We start from the raw sequence: 19,233 nt of genomic DNA, 5'->3' as shown, positions 1-19,233 counted from the left end.
ACTAGCGCGTAAACGCCATCTTCCTGCTCGCGCGATAGCCGTTCACCGTCAGCGTGTACACGTACAGGCCAGTGGGCACCAGGTTCCCTTGGTTGTCGGTGCCATCCCAGCTGACCTCGTGTCTGCCGGCGGTAAGCTCACGTTCCACTAGGGTTTTCACCTCCTGCCCGAGCATGTTGAACACCCGCAGGGTGGTGAAGCCAGCGTCCTGCAGACAGAACGCGATGGTAGTCGTAGGGTTAAAGGGATTCGGGTAGTTCTGCTCTAGCGCATAACTGCGCGGGGCAGTGCGCACCGTAACTGAGACAGGTCCGTGAAAACGCATGCCCCCGCGAAAGTCCAGGTCCGCCAGGCGGTAGAAGTACGTCACGCCTTCCTTAACCTCGGTGTCCTCGTACCGGTAAGCATGCCGTTCGTTGGAGGTGCCTGCACCTTTAATCAGCTCCCTGGTAATGCGCGCATAAGTGCCTCGCTCCCCTTCGGCCCGATAGAGGTGAAAGCCGAGGTTATCGGTTTCGCTCTCCGTCTGCCAGGTGAGCACCACTTTGCCGATCTCACTGGTCGCCTGAAAGCTACTCAGCTCAATGTCCACCAGCAGGTCACCATAGTCTTCCACCTCCCCATTGTCGGCCATGCCGGTAGGGAACTGCGTGCCTACAGGTTGCCGGTCCAACCGTGCTCGTAACCACGTAGTGCCAAGGGGTTGGCCGGCCAACCATTCGGGCGCGCGGAACACTGCTCGTCCCACGCCTGTGCTGACAAGAACGGTATCGACGACCAGCTCCTCCGGATGTTCCCATGAGCCGCTTCGGTCCCAGTCGATCCAGATGTGGAGGTAGGCCGGCTGCTCCTCGGAAATGGCGCCGCTGGCGTTCCATTCGATGGCGGCATAGTCGCCGGGGGAGAAACTCCCTCCGTTGATGAATGGGCCCTCTGGAGCCTCCGAGTAGCCGAGGAAGTTGATTCCGTCGTCGTACTCATCCAGATCGATTTGCTTCGTGTCCAGCTCATCGCTCACCCCGGAACCCAACCAAATGTCCCCGATGACATGCACCGCTCCGTCGTTAATCCAATGGCTCGGATAAGTCGTATCTGGCGCGTCGCCAAAGTCAAGCAGGAGGGGCTCGTCTACTGGTGCTGTGGTCGGGTCATAGTCCTCCACTTCGCCGTTCAGGGCTGCGCCTGTGGGTTGGCCACTGGTATTGTCGTCGTCGACGCGGAAGCGCGACCAACTTCCCCCAGCTACTGCGTTCTGGGGGACTGAAAACTCAACCACGTAGACACCCGCTCCGGACACTGGGTACCCAGTAAAAAGAGTCTCGCCCTCGTCGCCCCAATCCCCGTCAGCGTTCCAATCGTACCATGCATGGAGGTAGGCGGTGTCCGCGCTGCCACTCACCGTGATCCGCACTGCACCAAACCACCCAGGCCGATAGGGGAGCTGATAGGGGCCGCCTCGCACGGGCGAGGAGCCCAGAAATTCCACGCCGTCCTCGTCGTCCACACCAGCAGTATCGCCATCAACCGGCTGCCCGTCCCATTCAGCGTCCCTTGCTTCCCCCATCCACACATCACCCAACAAATGGCGGGCACCGTTACTGCTCAACAGCGTGGGATAGGTGGGGTCTGGAGCATCACCAAAGTCAGAACAACGGCAAGCCCCGGCGTCGATGGTAAAGTTGTTCTCGCCCTCGCTCAGAGTGATGACACCTGTGAGTCCAGTGTATGGGTCCACATCGGAATCCACCTCGTCATTGTTTCCCTGGTCCTGCCGCGAGAAACCGTACCCCGGCGGCAAAACGAACTGAAGCCGATAATTCCCCGGTTGCAGGTCGTAGAAGGCATACAAGCCGTTCGCGTTGGTCCAGGTGGTATCCAGGGGCTGGCTATTTTCCGAAAGAAGGTACACGGCGACCCCTTCGATGCCTGGTTCGCCCTCCTCCTGGATTCCGTTGCGATTAATGTCCATCCAAACGCGATCGCCCAGCGCAGCGTCCAACACGATGACCAGGAATGCCACTCCCCGGTTGCTGTTGCCGTCGTTGCGACATCCCTCGACCCAGCGGACCTTGACCGTGTCACCTGGCTGGGGATTGTCAGACCCTAACAAAGCCCTCGGGATAACCGCCTCGATTACATAGGTGGCATAGCCACATTCAAGGTCGTTTCCGTCCGCTTGGCCGTCATGGTTGAGGTCGTACTGGTAGTAGGCGGTTTGCACACCATCGCTGGCATCCCCTAATTTGGTGCCGGAGAAATCAGCAGCGAGGGGGTCAAAATTCGTGTACTCTTTGTGCGCAGTCGTCGCGTACTTGTCGCAGCTGGTGTACCAGTCGCTGTTGCTGGTACGGTACAATCCGCTCCCCACCTCGTTGTCGTGCATAACTGCAGAGTATGACCCTTCCCAAGGTATGGGTTTCTGCTCATGAACAATGTCCACGCCAAAGTCATAGCGCCAGTTGTCTCCGCCCGTGGTACGGAGCGGATTCAGGCCCATATCGAGGGCCAGATCCCCAGGTCTAATCCAGATGTTCAAGCCGCTGCGTGTCTCGTGGATGCCACCAATCTGAGGACCAGGACATGAGGTCACCACCGCGATGTAGAAATTCTGCGGATCCACGCTTGCATAGTATGCCTCCACGTCGTACGGCTCCGAGCCCGAGGGCCATTGACCCCAGTAGTCCGCATGTCCTGAAACCGAGGTGGAGCTCCAGTATCCGTACCAATCGCTGCCGTAAGAGCTCGAATCAGGGATGAGCATCTCCAAGCCCGGTGGGCGAAGGGTTGGCACGAAGCTGGACAGGTCAAACGGCCGCCCCGTAGGCGGATAAGAGTGCCCCCCTTGCGGAGGCACAACGCCTAACCGCAGGGTTACGCCGAAGTAGTCGCTCAGCAGTGTCCCGACGGTCTGCGCGGTGGCCGCTGGCAAGACGGGCTGCAGAGCCATGAAGACCAGCGCTCCCAACACTATGATCCAGCCCCCGAAGGTCCACACCTCCCGGTGACCGGGAACATACCCCTGCGATCGAAGAAATCTTGCCTTGATAGTATTCACGTCACTCCCTCCCTACACCAGCAGTTTCAATCTGGCTCGGCCAGCCCCTCTCTCCGGCTGGTCACCCGCATGAAATAAACCTCTCGCGTGCTTCTCCACACTCTCAATGAGGCCACCACTTGTCCACCGCACGTATCATTGGCGAAGAAGAAATTATTAACCAACAAGCCGCGGCTACACTTCCTCATAGGCATGCCCTTACGTTCACCGTAGAGCCGGCCGCTCCTTTGCGCTGTCTCGAGAAAGCAACGGCTGACGATTGGGCCAGAGGGGGGAGAACGCAATGAGCGCCCCCCCGCCCTCGACCGACGATGGCTTTGCCCACGCTGAGTCTTCCATCATCCATCCGTGCGCGCAATATTTCCAGCACATGAGGATCACCTTCCCTTCCACACCACATCACGTCCGCTCAGCATTCAGCATGGGCTCCCACGACACCACATCCTCCGCCCCAAGCCATCATTAGCACTCTTTTCCTGGACCTCCCTTCTGCCCACGGTGCTGGAGGTGGTGGGTGCGCCTCCGTTGGGGAGAACGCAACCCACCAGCCTCCCTTTTGGGCGACTCCACAATCCTTCGCTACTTAGCGAAGACGAGTTTCTTGGTCATGCGCATACCCTCTGCCTCCATGACGCAGAGGTACGTTCCGGTGGGCATTACGACGCCATAGTCATCGGTGCCATCCCACCGCACCTCATGGCGCCCGCTGTTCATGGCGCCGTCCACAAGGGTGCGCACCAGACGGCCCATCAAGTTGTAGATCTTCACTTGCACCCGGCTGTCGGTAGGCAGCCGGAAGCCAATGGTAGTGACTGGATTGAACGGGTTCGGGAAGTTTTGCTCCAGCTCGAATCTCTCGGGCGTACGGGGCACCGTAGCTGCCACCGGCCCATGTTCGCCCACATTCCCTTTCAGATCAACGTCGACCACCTTGTAGTAGTAGGTCTGCCCCGCAGTTACCGTGCGGTCCACATACTCGTAGGAGTGCATGACCTGGGTGGTGCCAGCGCCCGGGATGAGCGATGAGGTGATGCGCTCGTAGGGTCCTGCTTCGTGCACCGCGCGCATCACGGAGAAACCCAAGTTCTCAGTTTCGCTCTGGGTCACCCACTGAATCTTGACTCGATCGTTGTAGGCGATCGCCTTGAGCAGATTCATTTCCACAGGCACCTGCCCATCGAGCAGGAAGTAGTCTTCCACTTCGCCGTTCTCGGCAAGACCCACGTAGGAGTCGTAGTCTTTCTCGTACACCCGGAAGCGCGCCCACCCGTCACCGGCTGGGGCACCTTCCGGCACCCAAAATTCGACCACGTAGACGTTTGGAATCGGCACCGCCACATCTACCACGTGCTCGTAGTCGTCATCCCAGTCGCCGTCAATATTCCAATCTATCCATCCGTCCACGTAGGCCACTTGGCGGGGGGTACCGCGCACGGTAATCTGCACGGCGCCCCAAGTGCCAGACACGTAGGGCATTTGGTACGGCCCGCCAGAGGTAGGACTGGAGCCCAGGAACACCACGCCGTCATCCCACTGGTCCATGTCGGTCTGCTTGCAGTCGGTCTCGGCGTTGATCCACCCGCCCAGATAGAGGTTGCCGATACGGTGGCGGGGACCATTATTCGCCAAGTAAGTGGGATACCGCGGGTCAATGGCATCACCGAAGTCAAGCGCCCACTCTTCGCGGTGATAGCCAAAGTCCGCCTCGTCGTAGCTTGTCCCGAACGAGATCTCAATGGGACCCGCTGGGTCATGTCCGGAAGTCAGCGTCATCGCAGGGGGCAGAGTGGTTTCGTCCACGTCTACAAAGTACACCCCTGGGGAGACGTCTGTGAAGCGGTAGGAGCCACTCTCGTCGGTGCTCTCATCCCCCACAAGGACGTCCACCGCCGGATCCAGGGTGCCGCTTCCATCACTGTCGCGGTACAGCTTCAGCACCACCCCTGCGATACCCGGTTCGCCCGCGTCCGGGACGCCATCGCCGTCGACGTCCTCGAACACCCAGTCACCGATAGACCCGGGAACGCCATCCATGCGGAAGTAGGCAGCAGGTTCCTGTCGCGCATACCACCCAGGCCATGTATTGTAGTATTGGGGCACCATGTGGGTGGAAATCCAGTTGCGGTACCCTTGTGGCTCCGGACCTGGATCCCTCACCACACCGGACCACACGACACGCACCGTGTCGCCAGCCGCACAGGCGATGTTGTCGACAATGATGGAATCCGTGACCACGCTGTTCACTGTGGCCCCAGCTGGGATGGAGAGTACTTGCACGTCCTTAAGGCGCGAGCCGTAGTTAAAGATCTCAAACCTGATGGCCGGATTCCCTTCGCTCGGCACGTCGGCCGTGCCGGTGTTTATGATATGAAGCGTGAACGTCAAAGTCTCGCCGCGGAGTACGGTGCCGAAGATGAGCACGTCCGGCCCCAGGTGACCTGCAGTTTCGGCCTGACACTCCAAAAGGTTGTTGCTAAAGTCGGGCGCCTGCGGCTGGGCCACAGCCGAGGTCCCATACCAGCTCGCTACCGCGAGGGCCACTATCACTGCCCACGCGCCCACGGTTGCCCTTCTCTTCACCACCCTTGTTCTCATGACCTGATCTCCTTGCTCACACTCAACCTCTTTGTCCGCCACCGCCGCCAGCGCCGGGGAGACGGCCGGCGCGGTGTACTTTATGCTGTGCCGCCGTCAGAGGTCGTCCCTCTCATAGTCTGGTATGTCTGGACGTCTGCAGCGACACAGCATAAGGTCCACCTCCTCTTGTGACAACCAATGCTCTCACCTCACCTCCTTCCTCCACACTAGCCCTCACACGTTCTTCAGGCGCACGACAAACAGAAGCGTACGTGCGATGATGGCAAGGTCTAACCAAAAGGAACGGCGCCACAGGTAGTTCAAATCTAGGTGGATATTGTCGTGAATCCTTTCGTTCCGCGGGCCCTTCAACTGCCATAGCCCGGTAATACCTGGTTTGACGTTCAATCGCTGTTCTTCCAGGCTGTTGTATTCTTGGACGATATGAGGCAGCTCTGGCCTCGGGCCCACCATGCTCATCTCGCCCTTCAGCACATTGACAAGCTGGGGTAACTCGTCGATGCACAGCCGGCGGAGGACGCGGCCGACCCGCGTCACCCGGGGGTCGCCGTTCCCTTTTGGCCGCCAGTCATAGTCATCCACATTCACATACATGGTGCGAAACTTATAAATCGTGAATGGCTTCCCCTTCAGGTCCCCGTTGCGCCGGTCGAAAAGGTGGCCGTTTCGCCGCTGTGCCCGCCGGCGGTTCTGACCAATGCGCACCTGCTTGAATATCACCGGCCCGGGTGAGTCGGCTTTGATAGCCACTGCCACCACGGCAAACAGTGGCAAGCAGAGCAGCAAGCCGGCGGCGGCCAGGAACACATCCAGAGCCCTCTTTGCAAGCCCGTACAAGCGCCGTGGCTTCAAGTCCGCCAGGCGCTCCAGGGTGGCCCACTTGTCAACTTCGGACCCCAACCTACCGCAGTCGACCAGCTGCCCGACCGATGCGCACCAAATGAAGCCGGGGATCCGGTCCGCCTTGTAGTCCACGAGTTGTTCCAGAAACCGCTTGCTGCACCAGTCCTCTTTCATCTCTTCCTCACCATCCTGCCCTTGCCGCCACCCATCCTCACTTCATCAGCACGAGCCGACGTGAGAGGCGCCTACCATTTACCTCCATCACGCACTCGTAAAGCCCCGAGGGCACTGCGGTGCCCAGGTCGTTGCAGCCGTCCCACTCCCGGCGATATCGCCCGGCTTCCATTCTCTGGTCGACCAGCACGCGCACCAGTTGGCCGAGCATGTTGTAAATGCGCACGGACACGTTGCCGGGCTCTTTCAGGTCAAATTGGATGGTCGTGCTGGGATTGAACGGGTTCGGGAAATTGGGGTGAAGCTGGTACTCTTTGGGCAAGAACTTCCTCACCCCGCTCACAGGCCCGTGAAAACCGCGACGACCTGAAAAGTCCACGTCGGCAAGTCTGTAGTAGTATGTGGAATCGAAATCCACCTCCTGGTCTTCGTACGTGTACGCCCGCCGCTCTTGGCAATTACCTGCCCCAGGGATAAGCTTTGTGGTGATCTTCACATAGCCTCCATCCCTGCGCCTACTGCGGTAAAGCTCAAAGCCCAGATTCTCCGTCTCCGTAGCAGTGACCCACTTGAGGCGAATGCCGGAGGCGACACCGACGGCCTCAAAGGAGAGTAGCTCCACCGCAACGACCAGGTTGTCGGTCGACCAACTCGGAAAATCGATGGCTCCGAACCCGCCAACGAGCTGGACAGTCCCAAGCTGAGAGTCGCCATAGTGGGTGGCCTCTATCACCGAAGGTCCGTCCCAGGCGCGCACGTAAATGAGGTTGCCGTGGGCAAGACGATCGTGCGTAAACTGGGCGGAGAACTTGCCTTCGTCCGGATTGAGGGGAAATCCTGCACCCACGAAGGTTTCGCCAATCAGTTCGTCGTCACCCGTCGGGTTGCCAAAATCGTCGGGGATGTCGTTGATGCCGTTGGCGCCGACATAGATGACCTGAATTAGGTCCCCGGTGCCCAGAAAGGCGTTGCCCCTCAAAGGTTGGCCAGTGTGATCTTTGACGCCACTTGCACAACTTATGTCGACAGTTCCTGCGGAGGCAAGTCCGGCCCAAAGGAGTGCCGCACCGAGACCCCCCACCATTGACCATCTAACGCTCCGACCCATACACATCCTCCCGTCCTCCGTCCCAGGCAGAGATTCTGCTCAGCGTGCCGGGTTAGGGAACATCCACACCTTACTGCCCGAGCTGTTGCGGATATGCAGCCAGTAGCCAACGCCGGGTTCCAGCTTGATGTCGGCCACCGCTGACCCCACCTCATTGAGCCATAGACCGTCGTAGGGGGTACCTGTGCGGTCCACCAGCCAGGCCACATCATACTCCTTGCCATTCCAGACCATGATGCGGTCAGCTTGCCGCATGTTGGAGGCCCCCACCACGACCCCGTTCTCCCGCAAGCCGGTCTCCTGCAGATCGACCGCTGTCGGAAAACAGCTCCCGATCAGATTGTAGCCGGGGTTTAGCCGGATAGTCCGCACCGAATCCATGCACACTTGGCCGATGAAAGTCAGAATGGGTGTGGGATGACCTTTGCGAACTTCCACCCAAAAACCCTCGCCCGGGTGCAATTTCATCTTGCTTAGGGATACTCCCGATTGCGAAAACCACTTCCCGTCGTAAGGGGTACCTGTGCCGCCCACCAGCCAGGCCACTTCGTAACCAGTCCCTGTCCATTTCAGCACGCGGTCGGCCTGCATGGCATTTGGGCCTCCGGTGAGCTGTTTGCCCAGGACCCCCCCCAGGGAGGAATCAGCCGGCATGAGGGGGAGGGACAATAGATTCAGGCCCGGGGCAAGAGCTCGCTGCATCATGCCGATGCGCTGCACGGCGGGCTTGGCGCCTGCCGGCCTCTTCGCCTTGATGACGTAGAAGCGGTCAACCCCGTCAGAGCCCACACCGGGATCAGTCCATTCGGTGCCCCTGACCGAAGCCACTGGCGTTTCTGGCTCGAAGTACGGTGACTCGCCTCGATAGACCAGATAACCTTCGGCCCGGGGTACTTCCCGCCAACGAAGGGTGAGGTCAGAGTTGACCAGGACGGCCTGCGGTTGCAAGTCTGGCGGAGCGCTTATGCAGCGCACCATCACCACGTACATGCTGCCCGCGCCGGTGGCCCCATTGGGGCCGAGGGCCACTGTCTCGCCTGGCACATAAGATCGCTTTGAACGCCAGATGCGGAAGTCAGTATTGGTGGCGTCAGAGACCCCTACTTTGTCGTCGGTGCGCACAAAATCGGCACTTAGCCAGGAAGGGGTGGGCACCCGCCCGTCGTGCACGACGTACATAATGAGCGTGTCACCCACCGCGAAGGTTATGTTCAAGTCGCTCTTCGCCTTGTCGTTGTTGCAGGTCTTCAACCAAAGCAATCCATCGTAGGCGGGCGGTATGGAGGTCACACGGTAGTCCCGATCCGCGTAGTAGGGGTCGCCAAGAGAAACGTAGGCAGGCACGTACCCTGTTGGACTAATCGAGTGAATGACCCCCTCGCCCGTAATCGGTGCGACCTGAATGTACACGAACGTCATCGACGTCTGGCCGCGGTCGTCGGTCACGTAAAGGCGCGGTTCATAGCCGCCGGCCTCGGCATAGGTGTGGGTGACCTTTGCAGACCAAGCACTATCGCCATCCCCGAATTCCCAAAGGTAAGAAACGATGCGCCCGTCCAGGTCGTAGGAGCCGCTCCCGTCGAATTGCACGGTCAGGGGCATGGTGCCCGTGGTGGGATTCGCTTGAATAATAGGGATCGGGGCGTTGCCGTTCCCTTCAATGAGTGGGATATCCCCAAGAATACGATGGAACAGGCTACCCCGCTTATCCATCCACACCACGTGGGCGCAACTCGCGCCAGCAGCAACGGCTGGATGCCCACACCCCGTAGGAGCCGCTGGGTCTATGCATTGTGCTTGCCCCCAGCCAGTAGCAGGGTCGTAAATGTTGTAGATGACCCGGTCGGTGTCTTGGAAAAGCGTTTTGTCGCCTTGGTGGCTCACCACATAAATGCGCCCCTGACCATCGATGGCCAGGCGAGGATAGTGACTGCCGTAAATCTGGCTCCACTCCAGACCTGGCACGCGCATCTTCGGCCAGTTGCTCTCCCCTGTCCTTCTGGCCACCCATGCGGCCCGGTCCCAGTAGCTCACATAAGGAGTGCCATTGGGGTGAACGGCGATGAACAACCCCTCGCCGATCTTTTCCTCGGAGTTATCAATGTTCTCCACCGCTCCCCAACGCCCACTCCGGTAAGACCGGTATAGAGGATCATAGTCCTCCCCCATGTTGTCCCACCTCCAGAGAAGGTGCACATCGCCATTTGGCCCGCTGGCAATGTCGCAGTAGGCGTGAGTGCGATCAGTGACCGTGTAGTATACCAGGACCGAATCCCCGAAGGAGGCCGCGTCAGCAGACTTTACACGATAGAAGGGAGCCTCAGAACCCATGTACTTGCCGCGATAGAGAACCCAGACGTTGTTGTAGGTATCCAGCGCAATGGCAAATTTTTCTGCGGTGGCCACGTACTGGGGTGCGGTCCAAGTGTCGCTCAGGCGCGCGGCGTATTTGATTTTGCCCTCCGAGTACCAAGCCACGTGGGGCAGCCCGTTGCTGTCCAGGGCAATGTCTAAGGAATTGTGACACCGGGCCCAGGCCCCGCCGCTGCCTGGGATGCGTTCTGGCTCGCTCCAGGTAGAGAGGTTGAAACGCATGTAGTAGACACCTTCTGTGCCCAAGAAGACCAGGTGTGCCCGGCCGTACTTATCGACAGCCATCGCCGGGAACATGCCGTCTACGCCCAATGGCAAGGGGTGGCCGGCTTGCGTGCCAGCGTAAATGGTGCACGTCTTGCTCTTGGTCTGACCAGCGTGGGTTACGCGCAGCTGGAGGTGGTAGGTGCCGGGCATCGTGAAGGTCACCGTTCCTGTGCGCCCGGTGCCCAATGGCACATCCTGGGACCCGCCCACGCGGTCGTAGGACCAGCTGTACGCGCTGGGGTCGGTAATGAGCGTGCCATCGCCGTCGTAGGCTTCACCCTCAAAAGTGATTGGCTGTCCAAGGTCGACGCGGTTCTGGGTCGGCTGAGTGATCACTAAGTAAAGTTTGTTGCTCACCGAGGCAATGAAATCGAGGATCCAGCCGTCACCTGGGCTCGCCTCCGTACCCTCACCAGTCAGCATGAAGTTGAAGGGGTAGTACTGAATCCAGGCGCTATGCCAGAACCAGTAGTTGCCGTTCTCGCGCTCCAGCACGGCCTCGCTTGTGATCTGCTGTTTCAGATCCTGGGTGTACACGCCATTCGAGCCCCGATTCAGCTGCTCATTGTTCACTTGTGGCCTATTACCTGACATGTGCGGCTGGGGGTGACCATGCGTATAGCAGATGTCCGCTGTGGGGATGTCGATAATCCCTTCATCAGACATGGGACTGATGCCGCAAAGTCGGTCCGGGTCGACTGCGTGTACAGTATCGACGAGCGCCTTGGCAAGCGGCACGCGGTCTGCGGGTCGTCTGGCGGTAGAAAACACTTCTGGGTACTGGTACCCACCGTGCCCATATTCGTTGGCGATGTCCAGAAACACATGCCTGTAGGGCCGCAGCCACTCGGTAGCATTGCGCACCGCGCGATAGATGGCGGCGGGGTTATCCCAATGGTCTTTGTCCAGGTTCGGGGTCAAGGCCATTTTCCTACACTGCCGCTGATAGAAGTAGCCGACGTTTACCACCATGTCAAGCTCACGCGCCCTTTCCAGGATGGCACGCAAGCGCTCCATGTATTCGGGCTTCAACGTACCATCAGAGCGGAAGGCACTATTCGAGTACCACTTGCCGTTAGCATCAATCTCGAAACCCGGGCTCCCGCCTTGCAGGTTGACGCCAAGGGTGTTGATGCCGTACGCACGATACTGAGGCATGGCTGCCAGCAGCTCCTGTGTCTGCTGGTCGTCCCAGAGCGCGTTGACGACGCGAATGCCCCACATTTCGAAAGGCTTGCCGTCAAGCAAAAACCGGGTGCCCTGCACGCTCAAGACATTGCCTCCTTCGACGGCAGACGCGGCCATTCCCACGGCTGCCACCGCTACTAACAGGAAAACTCGTCCTGCACCCCAAGTCCCTCTGCTAATTGCGCCCTCTAGCCGTTTCCTCCGCACCCGCATCACCTCGCCTCGTCATTGGAAGAGAAAGCAGTGTGTGGCGACCAATCCACACGCCTTTTCTACCGGCCCAGCGCTGAACCCTCTCGCGCCCTCTGTCCACCAGAACCAGCATAACTCCTCTCTCTACTGCTTCTCTTCTGCCTGCCGAGGCCGGAGCCAATTCCCGGCTCACCTCTGCGCGGCTTAGCACTCCTCGTTCCTCATTCAGCTGGCGGCAACTTGGACCCAACACCGCCTGGGGCGACCCTACGCCAGTAGGGTACGCGCGGTAGTGACCAGCTCGCTGACCTCTCGCATATCCAGCGGCTTGAAAATCTGGTACGTGACTCCCTCCTGCGCCACCATTTGGCGCACCTGATAATTGAAATCGCGGGAAATGACCACGATGGGCAACCTCGGCCTACTGCGGCGCACAATCGGGACCAGGTCAATCCCGTGTATTCCAGAGAGATCAAGGTCAACAATAAGCAAGTCGACCTTGTCCTCGAGGATGTGCAGAAGCACATCCCCTGCCTTACGCAGGCACGTCACCTGGAAGCGCACGTCAGCCAAGTCGCGCGCAAAAATCGCCTCAATCTCTGGGTCCACCGTCGCCACCACGATCTGCTTCTTGCGTGATCCTGATTTCGCCACCATTGCTTTTCTGCCAGAAAGTACCGGTTCCGCGCAGCCCACCTCCCAGATTTCCCATCTTGGCACCTCGCTTTTTACAAAGCCTATGCCATGAGAAAGAGGCTTTTTTAGCCGTTTCTGGGCACCGCATAGTTACATTAAATTTCAAGAAGTTAAATGAGTCGTTCTGGAGACGACGAGGTGGCGAGGCTACGCCCTAGGGGCGGTGGTTGTGGCCCTGAGGCCACACTGGCGCCAAGAATAGCAACCTAACGCTCTGTGGTTATTGGTATTAGCGAAGTGTGGCACTGGCTACACACTTGGGCAGAAATGTAGGCCAGCGGGGACAACTCCTGAACCCCACAATAGTGTGGTCTGTCCTTGCAAGCCAAGCGGCAAAGAGAGGAATGAAGAGAATGGTTGCCGAGGGCCCGAACCCGGCAAGGACCTATGCGCGCATCGCCGTCCTGCTGCTGCGAAAAAAAAGACCCTCCAGAAGGACGGGTCATTGGCGGGTAGTAAGAGCGGGTAGGAGATTTGAGGCGGTGTCCGGATCAGTCGTCGCCTGCATCGCCCGTGTAGATGGCCTCTTTTGTCAGGTTGTACTCATCGAGCATGCGATAAATCGTCTTCCTATTCAGCCCAGCGGCTTCAGCTGCGCGGGAGATGTTGCCTCCATGGCGGCGAATGAGGCGCTCCAGATACTCCCGCTCAAATCGCTGAACCACCTGTTCCTTCGCCTCGTGGAACGGCAGATCTGTCGGCACCGGGGGCTGGGCTCCCTTGCCCAGCGAGCGTACGCTCTCCGGGAGGTCCCGTAGCTCGACGGTGCCAGTCGTGCACATGGAAACGGCGTGTTCAATGGCATTCTGGAGCTCGCGCACATTCCCTGGCCAGTGGTAACGCTGAAGGGCCTGCAGCGCCTCGTTGGAAATCTTTGCCACCTCGATCTGGTTGGACTTGCTGAACTCGCGCAGGAAATGGTACGCAAGCAAAGGTATGTCTTCAGCACGCTCTCGGAGCGGGGGCACTTTAATATTGACCACGCAGAGTCGGTAGAAGAGCTCGTGGCGGAGGCGCTTGCTGGCCACGGCCTCCTCGGGATCCACATTCGTAGCGGAGACCACGCGGATGTCCACACCAATGAGCTTCTTGCCGCCCACGCGCCGGAACTCAAGCTCCTCAAGGACGCGCAGCAGTTTCCCTTGAAGGTTGTAGCTCATCTCGGCGATTTCATCGAGGAACAAGGTGCCCCCATGGGCGATTTCGATTAGGCCCTCCTTGGTAGTCACCGCTCCGGTGAACGCGCCGCGCTCATGGCCAAAAAGCTCGCTTTCCAGAAGATTCTCCGGCAACGCCGCGCAATCAACCGGCACAAATGGGCGGGCTGCACGGTTACTGTAATAGTGGATGGCGCGCGCGACCAGTTCTTTTCCCGTTCCTGACTCACCGGTGATCATTACGTTCGCACTGGTGCGAGCGACCTTCTTCACTTGCTCGAGAATCTTCTTGATTGCATCGCTGGTCCCCACAATCTTGTCCGGCCTGGGCCCCGCCTCGATCTGCGAACGCAGGGCGGAGTTTTCCCTGGTCAATTCGGCGTATTTGAGCGCCCTTTCCATGACGATCCGCAAGTCGTCGCTGGAGAAGGGCTTAGGGATGTAGTCAAAAGCTCCCTCGCGGATGGCCTTCTTGGCGCTGTCGATGGAAGCATAGCCCGTGTAAATGACCACCACCACATCAGGGTCCTGCTCCAACGCCGCCTTCAACAGCTCAATACCACTCATGTGCGGCATGACCAGATCGGCCAGGATAACCCAAGGCTTCTTGTCCCTGAGCACGGCCAGCGCCTGATGGCCATTGCTGACCCCCACGCACGCGTAGCCCAAGTTGCGCAACAGTTCCAGACGACTGCTGAGCGAATCCTCTTCGTCGTCCACGACCAGGATGAGTCGTTCATTCGCGTTCATGCTCGCGCTCCTATGGACTGCGGTTCCATGACCACAGCCGGCAGGGAAATGGTCACCGTAGTTCCCCGCCCATGCTGGCTCTTCACTTCGATGTGTCCGCCGTGGTCGGAGATTATGCCATAGCACAGCGACAGGCCAAGCCCTGCCTGTCGGCTCACTTTCTTGGTGGTAAAGAACGGCTCGAAAATGTGCGGCAGGAGCTGCTCGGGAATACCCACGCCTGTGTCGCTGATTTCTATCTGGACGTTGCCGGTCTGTGCATTGTGACTGGCCACAATCCGCACCACCCCTTTATCCACAATGGCCTCGGCAGCATTCCGCAGTATGTTGACAAAACATCGCTCCAGATCGCTTTCGCTCCCCCGAACCCTTGGCAGGTTAGGCGCAATGTTGGTCTGCACCGTGATATCCGCAGAGGCGCGTGTGATTTCCGAGACTGCGGTAGCGTTGCGCAGGACAGTAGCCACATCCACCGGCCCATACTCCTCGGGTGAGCTCTTTGTAAAGCCCAGGAGAAAACTGGTGACCCCCGCAATCTGGCGGATTTGTTTTTGGATAGCTTCCAGTTCGGCGCGCACCCCTGCCACGTCTCCCCCTCTGGCGATCTCCATCTCCAAGAGACTCACGTGGTTTTGCAGCGCTTCCAACGGGTTGTTGATCTCGTGCGCCACCCGTCCTGCCAGGACTGCTAGGCTGGCCATCTTCTCTTGGAAGGCCTGCCGCTCCCGAGAACGCACCCGCTCGGTCACATCCCTGGCACACAGGGCGATAACTTTGCTCCCATCTGCCAGCACAAACGGCGTCCACCGGTACTCTACATGGCGCTCCTCCTGGGGCGAGGCCTGCCAAGTTAGTTCCCCCTGGACCGCGGTCTCGCTCGCAAGGGCCTCCTGGAAAGTGACTTGCAGGTGTGCGACGGGCTGGGTGCCACTCAAGCTCAGGAACTGGCAGCCGGTAAGTTGGTCCGGTGCACGTTGCACAAAGTCGGCAAACGCCCTGTTCGCGAACAACACCCAACCCTCTTCGGACAGCACCGCGACCATCTCCTCGGTATGATTCAGCACCCCTTCCGCATAGGCAGCCCGGGCGCGCATCCTTGCCACTTGCAGGGCGATCTCTCGCTGCAGCGCTTCCCTTTGCGACGCGCTGAGCACCCCCTCCTGCCTGCCCTCGGTGCGAGGTTCCTCGCCAACGAGCATCACTTGGCCTCTGTCCAAGAGCGCCAAGGCCGAGACCGCGACCTTTGGCGCAGAGGACTCGTCCCCACGCTTGAGCTCGGAACGCACCCATTTGCCCGAACGCAGGGCCTCGGGCACCGGACAGTCCTCGCACATCTCTGCATGGCCACGGAGCACAGCATAGCACCGCTGGCCAATCAATTCTTCCGCGGGACGAGAAGTAAACAGCCGCGCATATGCGCTGTTCAAGCGAACGATGCCAAAGTCCGCGTCGACGACCATGACCGGCGCCGGGAGTGCCTCAAGCACGCTCTGTAGCCTGAGCCTGACCTGATCACGCTCCTTTTGAAGCTTTGCCTCCTCGGCCGCAGGGATGCTGAGGATAAGTGCACCCACAACTCGGTCCTGACTGCGGATGGGGAGCACCTCGTCACGGAAGGCTTGCTCCGACTCTCCCTCTGACCTTTCGCCTGCCAGCTCGATGATGGGTCCCCGCCAGGGCCGCCCACTGGCCAAGACCTGGCGCACGGCCTTATCAAGACCACTGGCCCGGACACCTGGACTATCGTACAAGCATCGCCCAATGACATCGGTGCGTCTCACCGCCGAGAGGCGCTCCTGAAAGCGGTTCATGAGCACAATGCGCCCCTCTCTGTCGACCACGCAAATGCCCCACGGCAGGTGGTCGATCACACCTGCGTAGAGCTTGGTCATCCCCTGATCTTGATCCGTATTGACCGCACCCATACCGATCACTGGCGCCTCGCCTGCAGGTCCTCGGTTTACGATTCCCTTGTTTCCGACTCTCAAGCTTTAGCCCGGACCACTGAGGCCTCCACCGGAAAGGTCACGGTGACTGTCGTGCCCCGATGAAGTGCGCTCTCCACTTGCAATTCCCCGCCATGGCGCAACACGGTGTAGTAGGCAAGAGATAGCCCCAGTCCCAGGGCGGAGCGATATTTTCTGGTGGTAAAAAACGGCTCATGCACCCGCCGGAGGCGCTCCGGTGGGATACCCTCCCCGTTGTCTGTAATTGACACCTGGATCGCGTTCTGCTCATCAACCCATCGACTCACAACCACCAAACGCCCTTCCCCTGCCATGGCCTCGACCGCATTGTCGATGATCGACCGCAACCCCCGCTCAAGGTCTGTCGCCCAGCCGAGGATCCTTGGCAGCCCCAGGTCTAACTTTTTCTCAATGGAGATGGCACTCTTGGACGCACTCGCCAAAGAGGTGGCCAGGGCACGTTCGAGAACGATGTTGACATCGAGATGGGACGGTTCCTCCAATGGGGGACTGGCTACCTCCCGCAGTTCAGCGGTGGCCGTGGCTATCCGCCCCACATGCTCCTTAAGCAGTGCCACCTCTGCTTCGACCTTTGTTTTGTCAATACCGTCGCTGACTTCAATCCGCAGACAATCCACGCGATGGGAAATGGCGTTCAGACTGTTATTCAACTCATGCGCCAGCGCTGCGCCGAGGTGAGCAAAGGATGAAAGCCTGGCCTGTAACCTGCTTTCCCCGTTCTGGGTTTCCCCTTTCTCCGGTCCGACGCGGATAGCCACCACTCCGCCCGCCTCCCCATCCGGAAGGGCCACAGGGAGCACCAGCGTCCAAGGGAGCAGGGGGCCCAAGTGTCCAACGAAAGTCCTGTGTTCACAGACGCACCTTTGGACGGCGGCTAATCCGTCCACGCCAAGAACGCGCTCCAAAACCGACCCCTCTCGGCCCGCCGCTTCCGGGACCTCGGGAAGTGGCGCTCCCCAATGATCGAGCACATGACCTTGCGCGTCCACGAGCAGCCCCGCAAGTCCACATGCTTCCAGTGCAAGGTTGCGCAGGTCCAAATGGCATTGGGCACGTGCGGCCGCCCTTTCGTCCTCATGCGGAGCGTTGATTTGGCCGGGGCTCGCCCTTTCTGCCATGGAGGACAGCCAGACCACGGCGACGCGCTCCCAGAAACCGCCTCCCTTCACGGGCAGGGCAGCCAGTCCCCCGTGTTCGCCATTTCCACCAGCGGTTGGCTCCCCTCCTCCACCCTCAAGGACCCGGGCCACAACACAGGCTGAACAGGTCCATTGGTTCCTGCAGAGGGCCTCCCGACAGGTGGGAAAAGGGGAAAAGGAATTGCCGAGAGTCGCCTGTTGGAACGCCCGACTTGCTGCTAACAAACGCCGGTGCGCGTCCACGAGGGCCACCGGTTGAGGGAAGAACTCCAGCCACCCCTGCAGCAAGCGGAGTTCGCTCTCTCCCCCCTCTTGTGCCGACGTGTCAGCGTTGGTGATGACTAAGAGGCCGGCCAAGTCGCCGGCATCCAAGATTGGGCGCACCTGAATCTGCACCCCATTGACGGCAAAAGTGTGGGTGACAGGTGCGGATTGTGTTGACCCAACTCCAGGTCCTTGCCGTGCAGGCTGGCCGAGCCAGGCGTCCCACGGAATACTCTCCAGCAGCGGCAGGTGGCGTATGTGCTTCCCCACCAGGTTGGCACGCGTCACGCCGACCAGCCCTTCCTGGGTTCGATTCACAGCCACCACCCGTCCGGTGGAGTCGGTGACCACCACTCCTGCCGAAGTGTATTCCAGCGCTTGCAGTAGCGCTCCGGCTAGTTCATTGCAACTCAGATCGCCATTGTCAGCTTCGGCGTTCCTCAACCCATCCTCCAGCCACCCTCACCGCCAGGCCGCACGCAAGCAAACAAAAAAGGACGCCGGCGCCTACCGGGTCCTTGTTAGCGTGCTTTGAAGAGGCCGTTTGCTGGCTGTCGCACGGCAACGCCCTTCACCCCCCTGGCGCTTGCCCCACAGCAGCCACACCGCATTTCTCCGCTCACCTCCACTACCACCTCCACGGCCTTCGCGCAGGGCCATCGCGCTTTCTCAGGCACGATTCTGCTTTAATGATAACAATTTCCAGGATTAATTTCAAGGCTTTTTTGTAATTAGGACTGAGTAGTCGAGCACGTTTGGTACTTGGGCTTGGCAGGTGTTGAGGTCCGCCTTCGAATACTGCTCCGGGCCATGACCTCGCCGATGGTCAGAGAGGCTCGCAGGTTTCCCACGCGAAAGGGGTAAAGAGGCACCACCTGCCCTGAACGGTTCATGAACAGTTAATGTCGCGGAGAAAACCGCCAGCCAGAAGAGTGTACAGGGCCTGTCGTTCGAATCAAGAAAATCCTCTTGACATTATCCCGAAAATGGCTAAATTTCGCGTTACACAAAGACCCGAGGGCAAAGAGGAGAACGGCCGCATGAGGGTGGCGCTTGTCATTAATCCCGCAGCGGGTAACGGTCGGGGCGCAAAGGCCGGCGTGCGGGCGGCAACTGCCCTAAGCAATAGGGGTGTGGAGTATGTGCCCCACATCTCGCAATACCCTGGCCATGCAGTGCAGCTAGCACGTAAGCTCAACGTCGCCGAACTCGATGCCATCGTTTGCGTCGGGGGCGACGGCACCCTCTTCGAGGTTGTCAACGGTCTGATGCAGGCAGAGGCTCCCACCTCGACCACGCTGGGGGTAATCCCCGTGGGCAGTGGCAACTCTTTCTCGCAAGACCTGGGTGTATTCGGCGACTTTGACGGAGCGGTTGGGGCCATCCTGAACGGAGAGCGCAAAGCAGTAGACGTGGCCTGGGTGAGCACTGAGCGGAAGCG

General features: G+C 59.5%; 10 protein-coding genes. 1 reads left to right on the top strand and 9 read right to left on the bottom strand.

Annotation, left to right across the window (positions count from 1 at the left end):
- Position 1: 1 nt before the first annotated feature.
- The 9 genes from ONB25_08230 to ONB25_08190 all read right to left on the bottom strand — a co-directional run bounded on the left by ONB25_08230 (position 2) and on the right by ONB25_08190 (position 18,236).
- Positions 2-3,055 carry a GEVED domain-containing protein gene (locus ONB25_08230; protein ID MDZ7392864.1) on the bottom strand — a complete coding sequence of 1,018 codons (3,054 nt, stop codon included), beginning with the start codon at positions 3,053-3,055 and terminating at the stop codon, positions 2-4.
- A 579-nt stretch (positions 3,056-3,634) separates the two neighbouring features.
- Positions 3,635-5,650, bottom strand: a complete 2,016-nt coding sequence (locus tag ONB25_08225) for a GEVED domain-containing protein (protein MDZ7392863.1) — start codon at positions 5,648-5,650, stop codon at positions 3,635-3,637.
- A 216-nt stretch (positions 5,651-5,866) separates the two neighbouring features.
- Positions 5,867-6,670 (bottom strand): sugar transferase, encoded by an 804-nt coding sequence (locus tag ONB25_08220; GenBank protein MDZ7392862.1) that lies wholly within the window; start codon positions 6,668-6,670, stop codon positions 5,867-5,869.
- A 37-nt stretch (positions 6,671-6,707) separates the two neighbouring features.
- A complete protein-coding gene (locus ONB25_08215; protein ID MDZ7392861.1) occupies positions 6,708-7,778 on the bottom strand; it encodes a T9SS type A sorting domain-containing protein in 1,071 nt (356 codons plus the stop codon).
- A 39-nt stretch (positions 7,779-7,817) separates the two neighbouring features.
- Positions 7,818-11,813 (bottom strand): PKD domain-containing protein, encoded by a 3,996-nt coding sequence (locus ONB25_08210; GenBank protein ID MDZ7392860.1) that lies wholly within the window; start codon positions 11,811-11,813, stop codon positions 7,818-7,820.
- A gap of 252 nt (positions 11,814-12,065) precedes the next feature.
- Positions 12,066-12,455: a response regulator gene (locus tag ONB25_08205; GenBank protein MDZ7392859.1), complete on the bottom strand. Its 390-nt coding sequence runs from the start codon at positions 12,453-12,455 to the stop codon at positions 12,066-12,068.
- Positions 12,456-12,985: 530 nt separating this feature from the next.
- Positions 12,986-14,401 carry a sigma-54 dependent transcriptional regulator gene (locus ONB25_08200; protein ID MDZ7392858.1) on the bottom strand — a complete coding sequence of 472 codons (1,416 nt, stop codon included), beginning with the start codon at positions 14,399-14,401 and terminating at the stop codon, positions 12,986-12,988.
- Positions 14,398-16,326, bottom strand: a complete 1,929-nt coding sequence (locus tag ONB25_08195; protein MDZ7392857.1) for a PAS domain-containing protein — start codon at positions 16,324-16,326, stop codon at positions 14,398-14,400. The genes ONB25_08200 and ONB25_08195 overlap by 4 nt, the downstream gene beginning before the upstream one ends.
- Before the next feature lie 59 nt (positions 16,327-16,385).
- Positions 16,386-18,236 (bottom strand): ATP-binding protein, encoded by a 1,851-nt coding sequence (locus ONB25_08190; protein ID MDZ7392856.1) that lies wholly within the window; start codon positions 18,234-18,236, stop codon positions 16,386-16,388.
- 596 nt (positions 18,237-18,832) lie between these two features.
- Here ONB25_08190 and ONB25_08185 point away from each other — a divergent pair.
- Positions 18,833-19,233, top strand: a 401-nt coding sequence (locus ONB25_08185) for an acylglycerol kinase family protein (protein MDZ7392855.1), incomplete at its 3' end; no start/stop codon positions are given.

This window comes from candidate division KSB1 bacterium, assembly GCA_034506335.1.
In the GTDB taxonomy this organism is placed as follows: Bacteria; Zhuqueibacterota; Zhuqueibacteria; order JANLFK01; family Oleimicrobiaceae; genus Oleimicrobium.
This window is presented reverse-complemented; position numbering and strand designations above follow the sequence as displayed.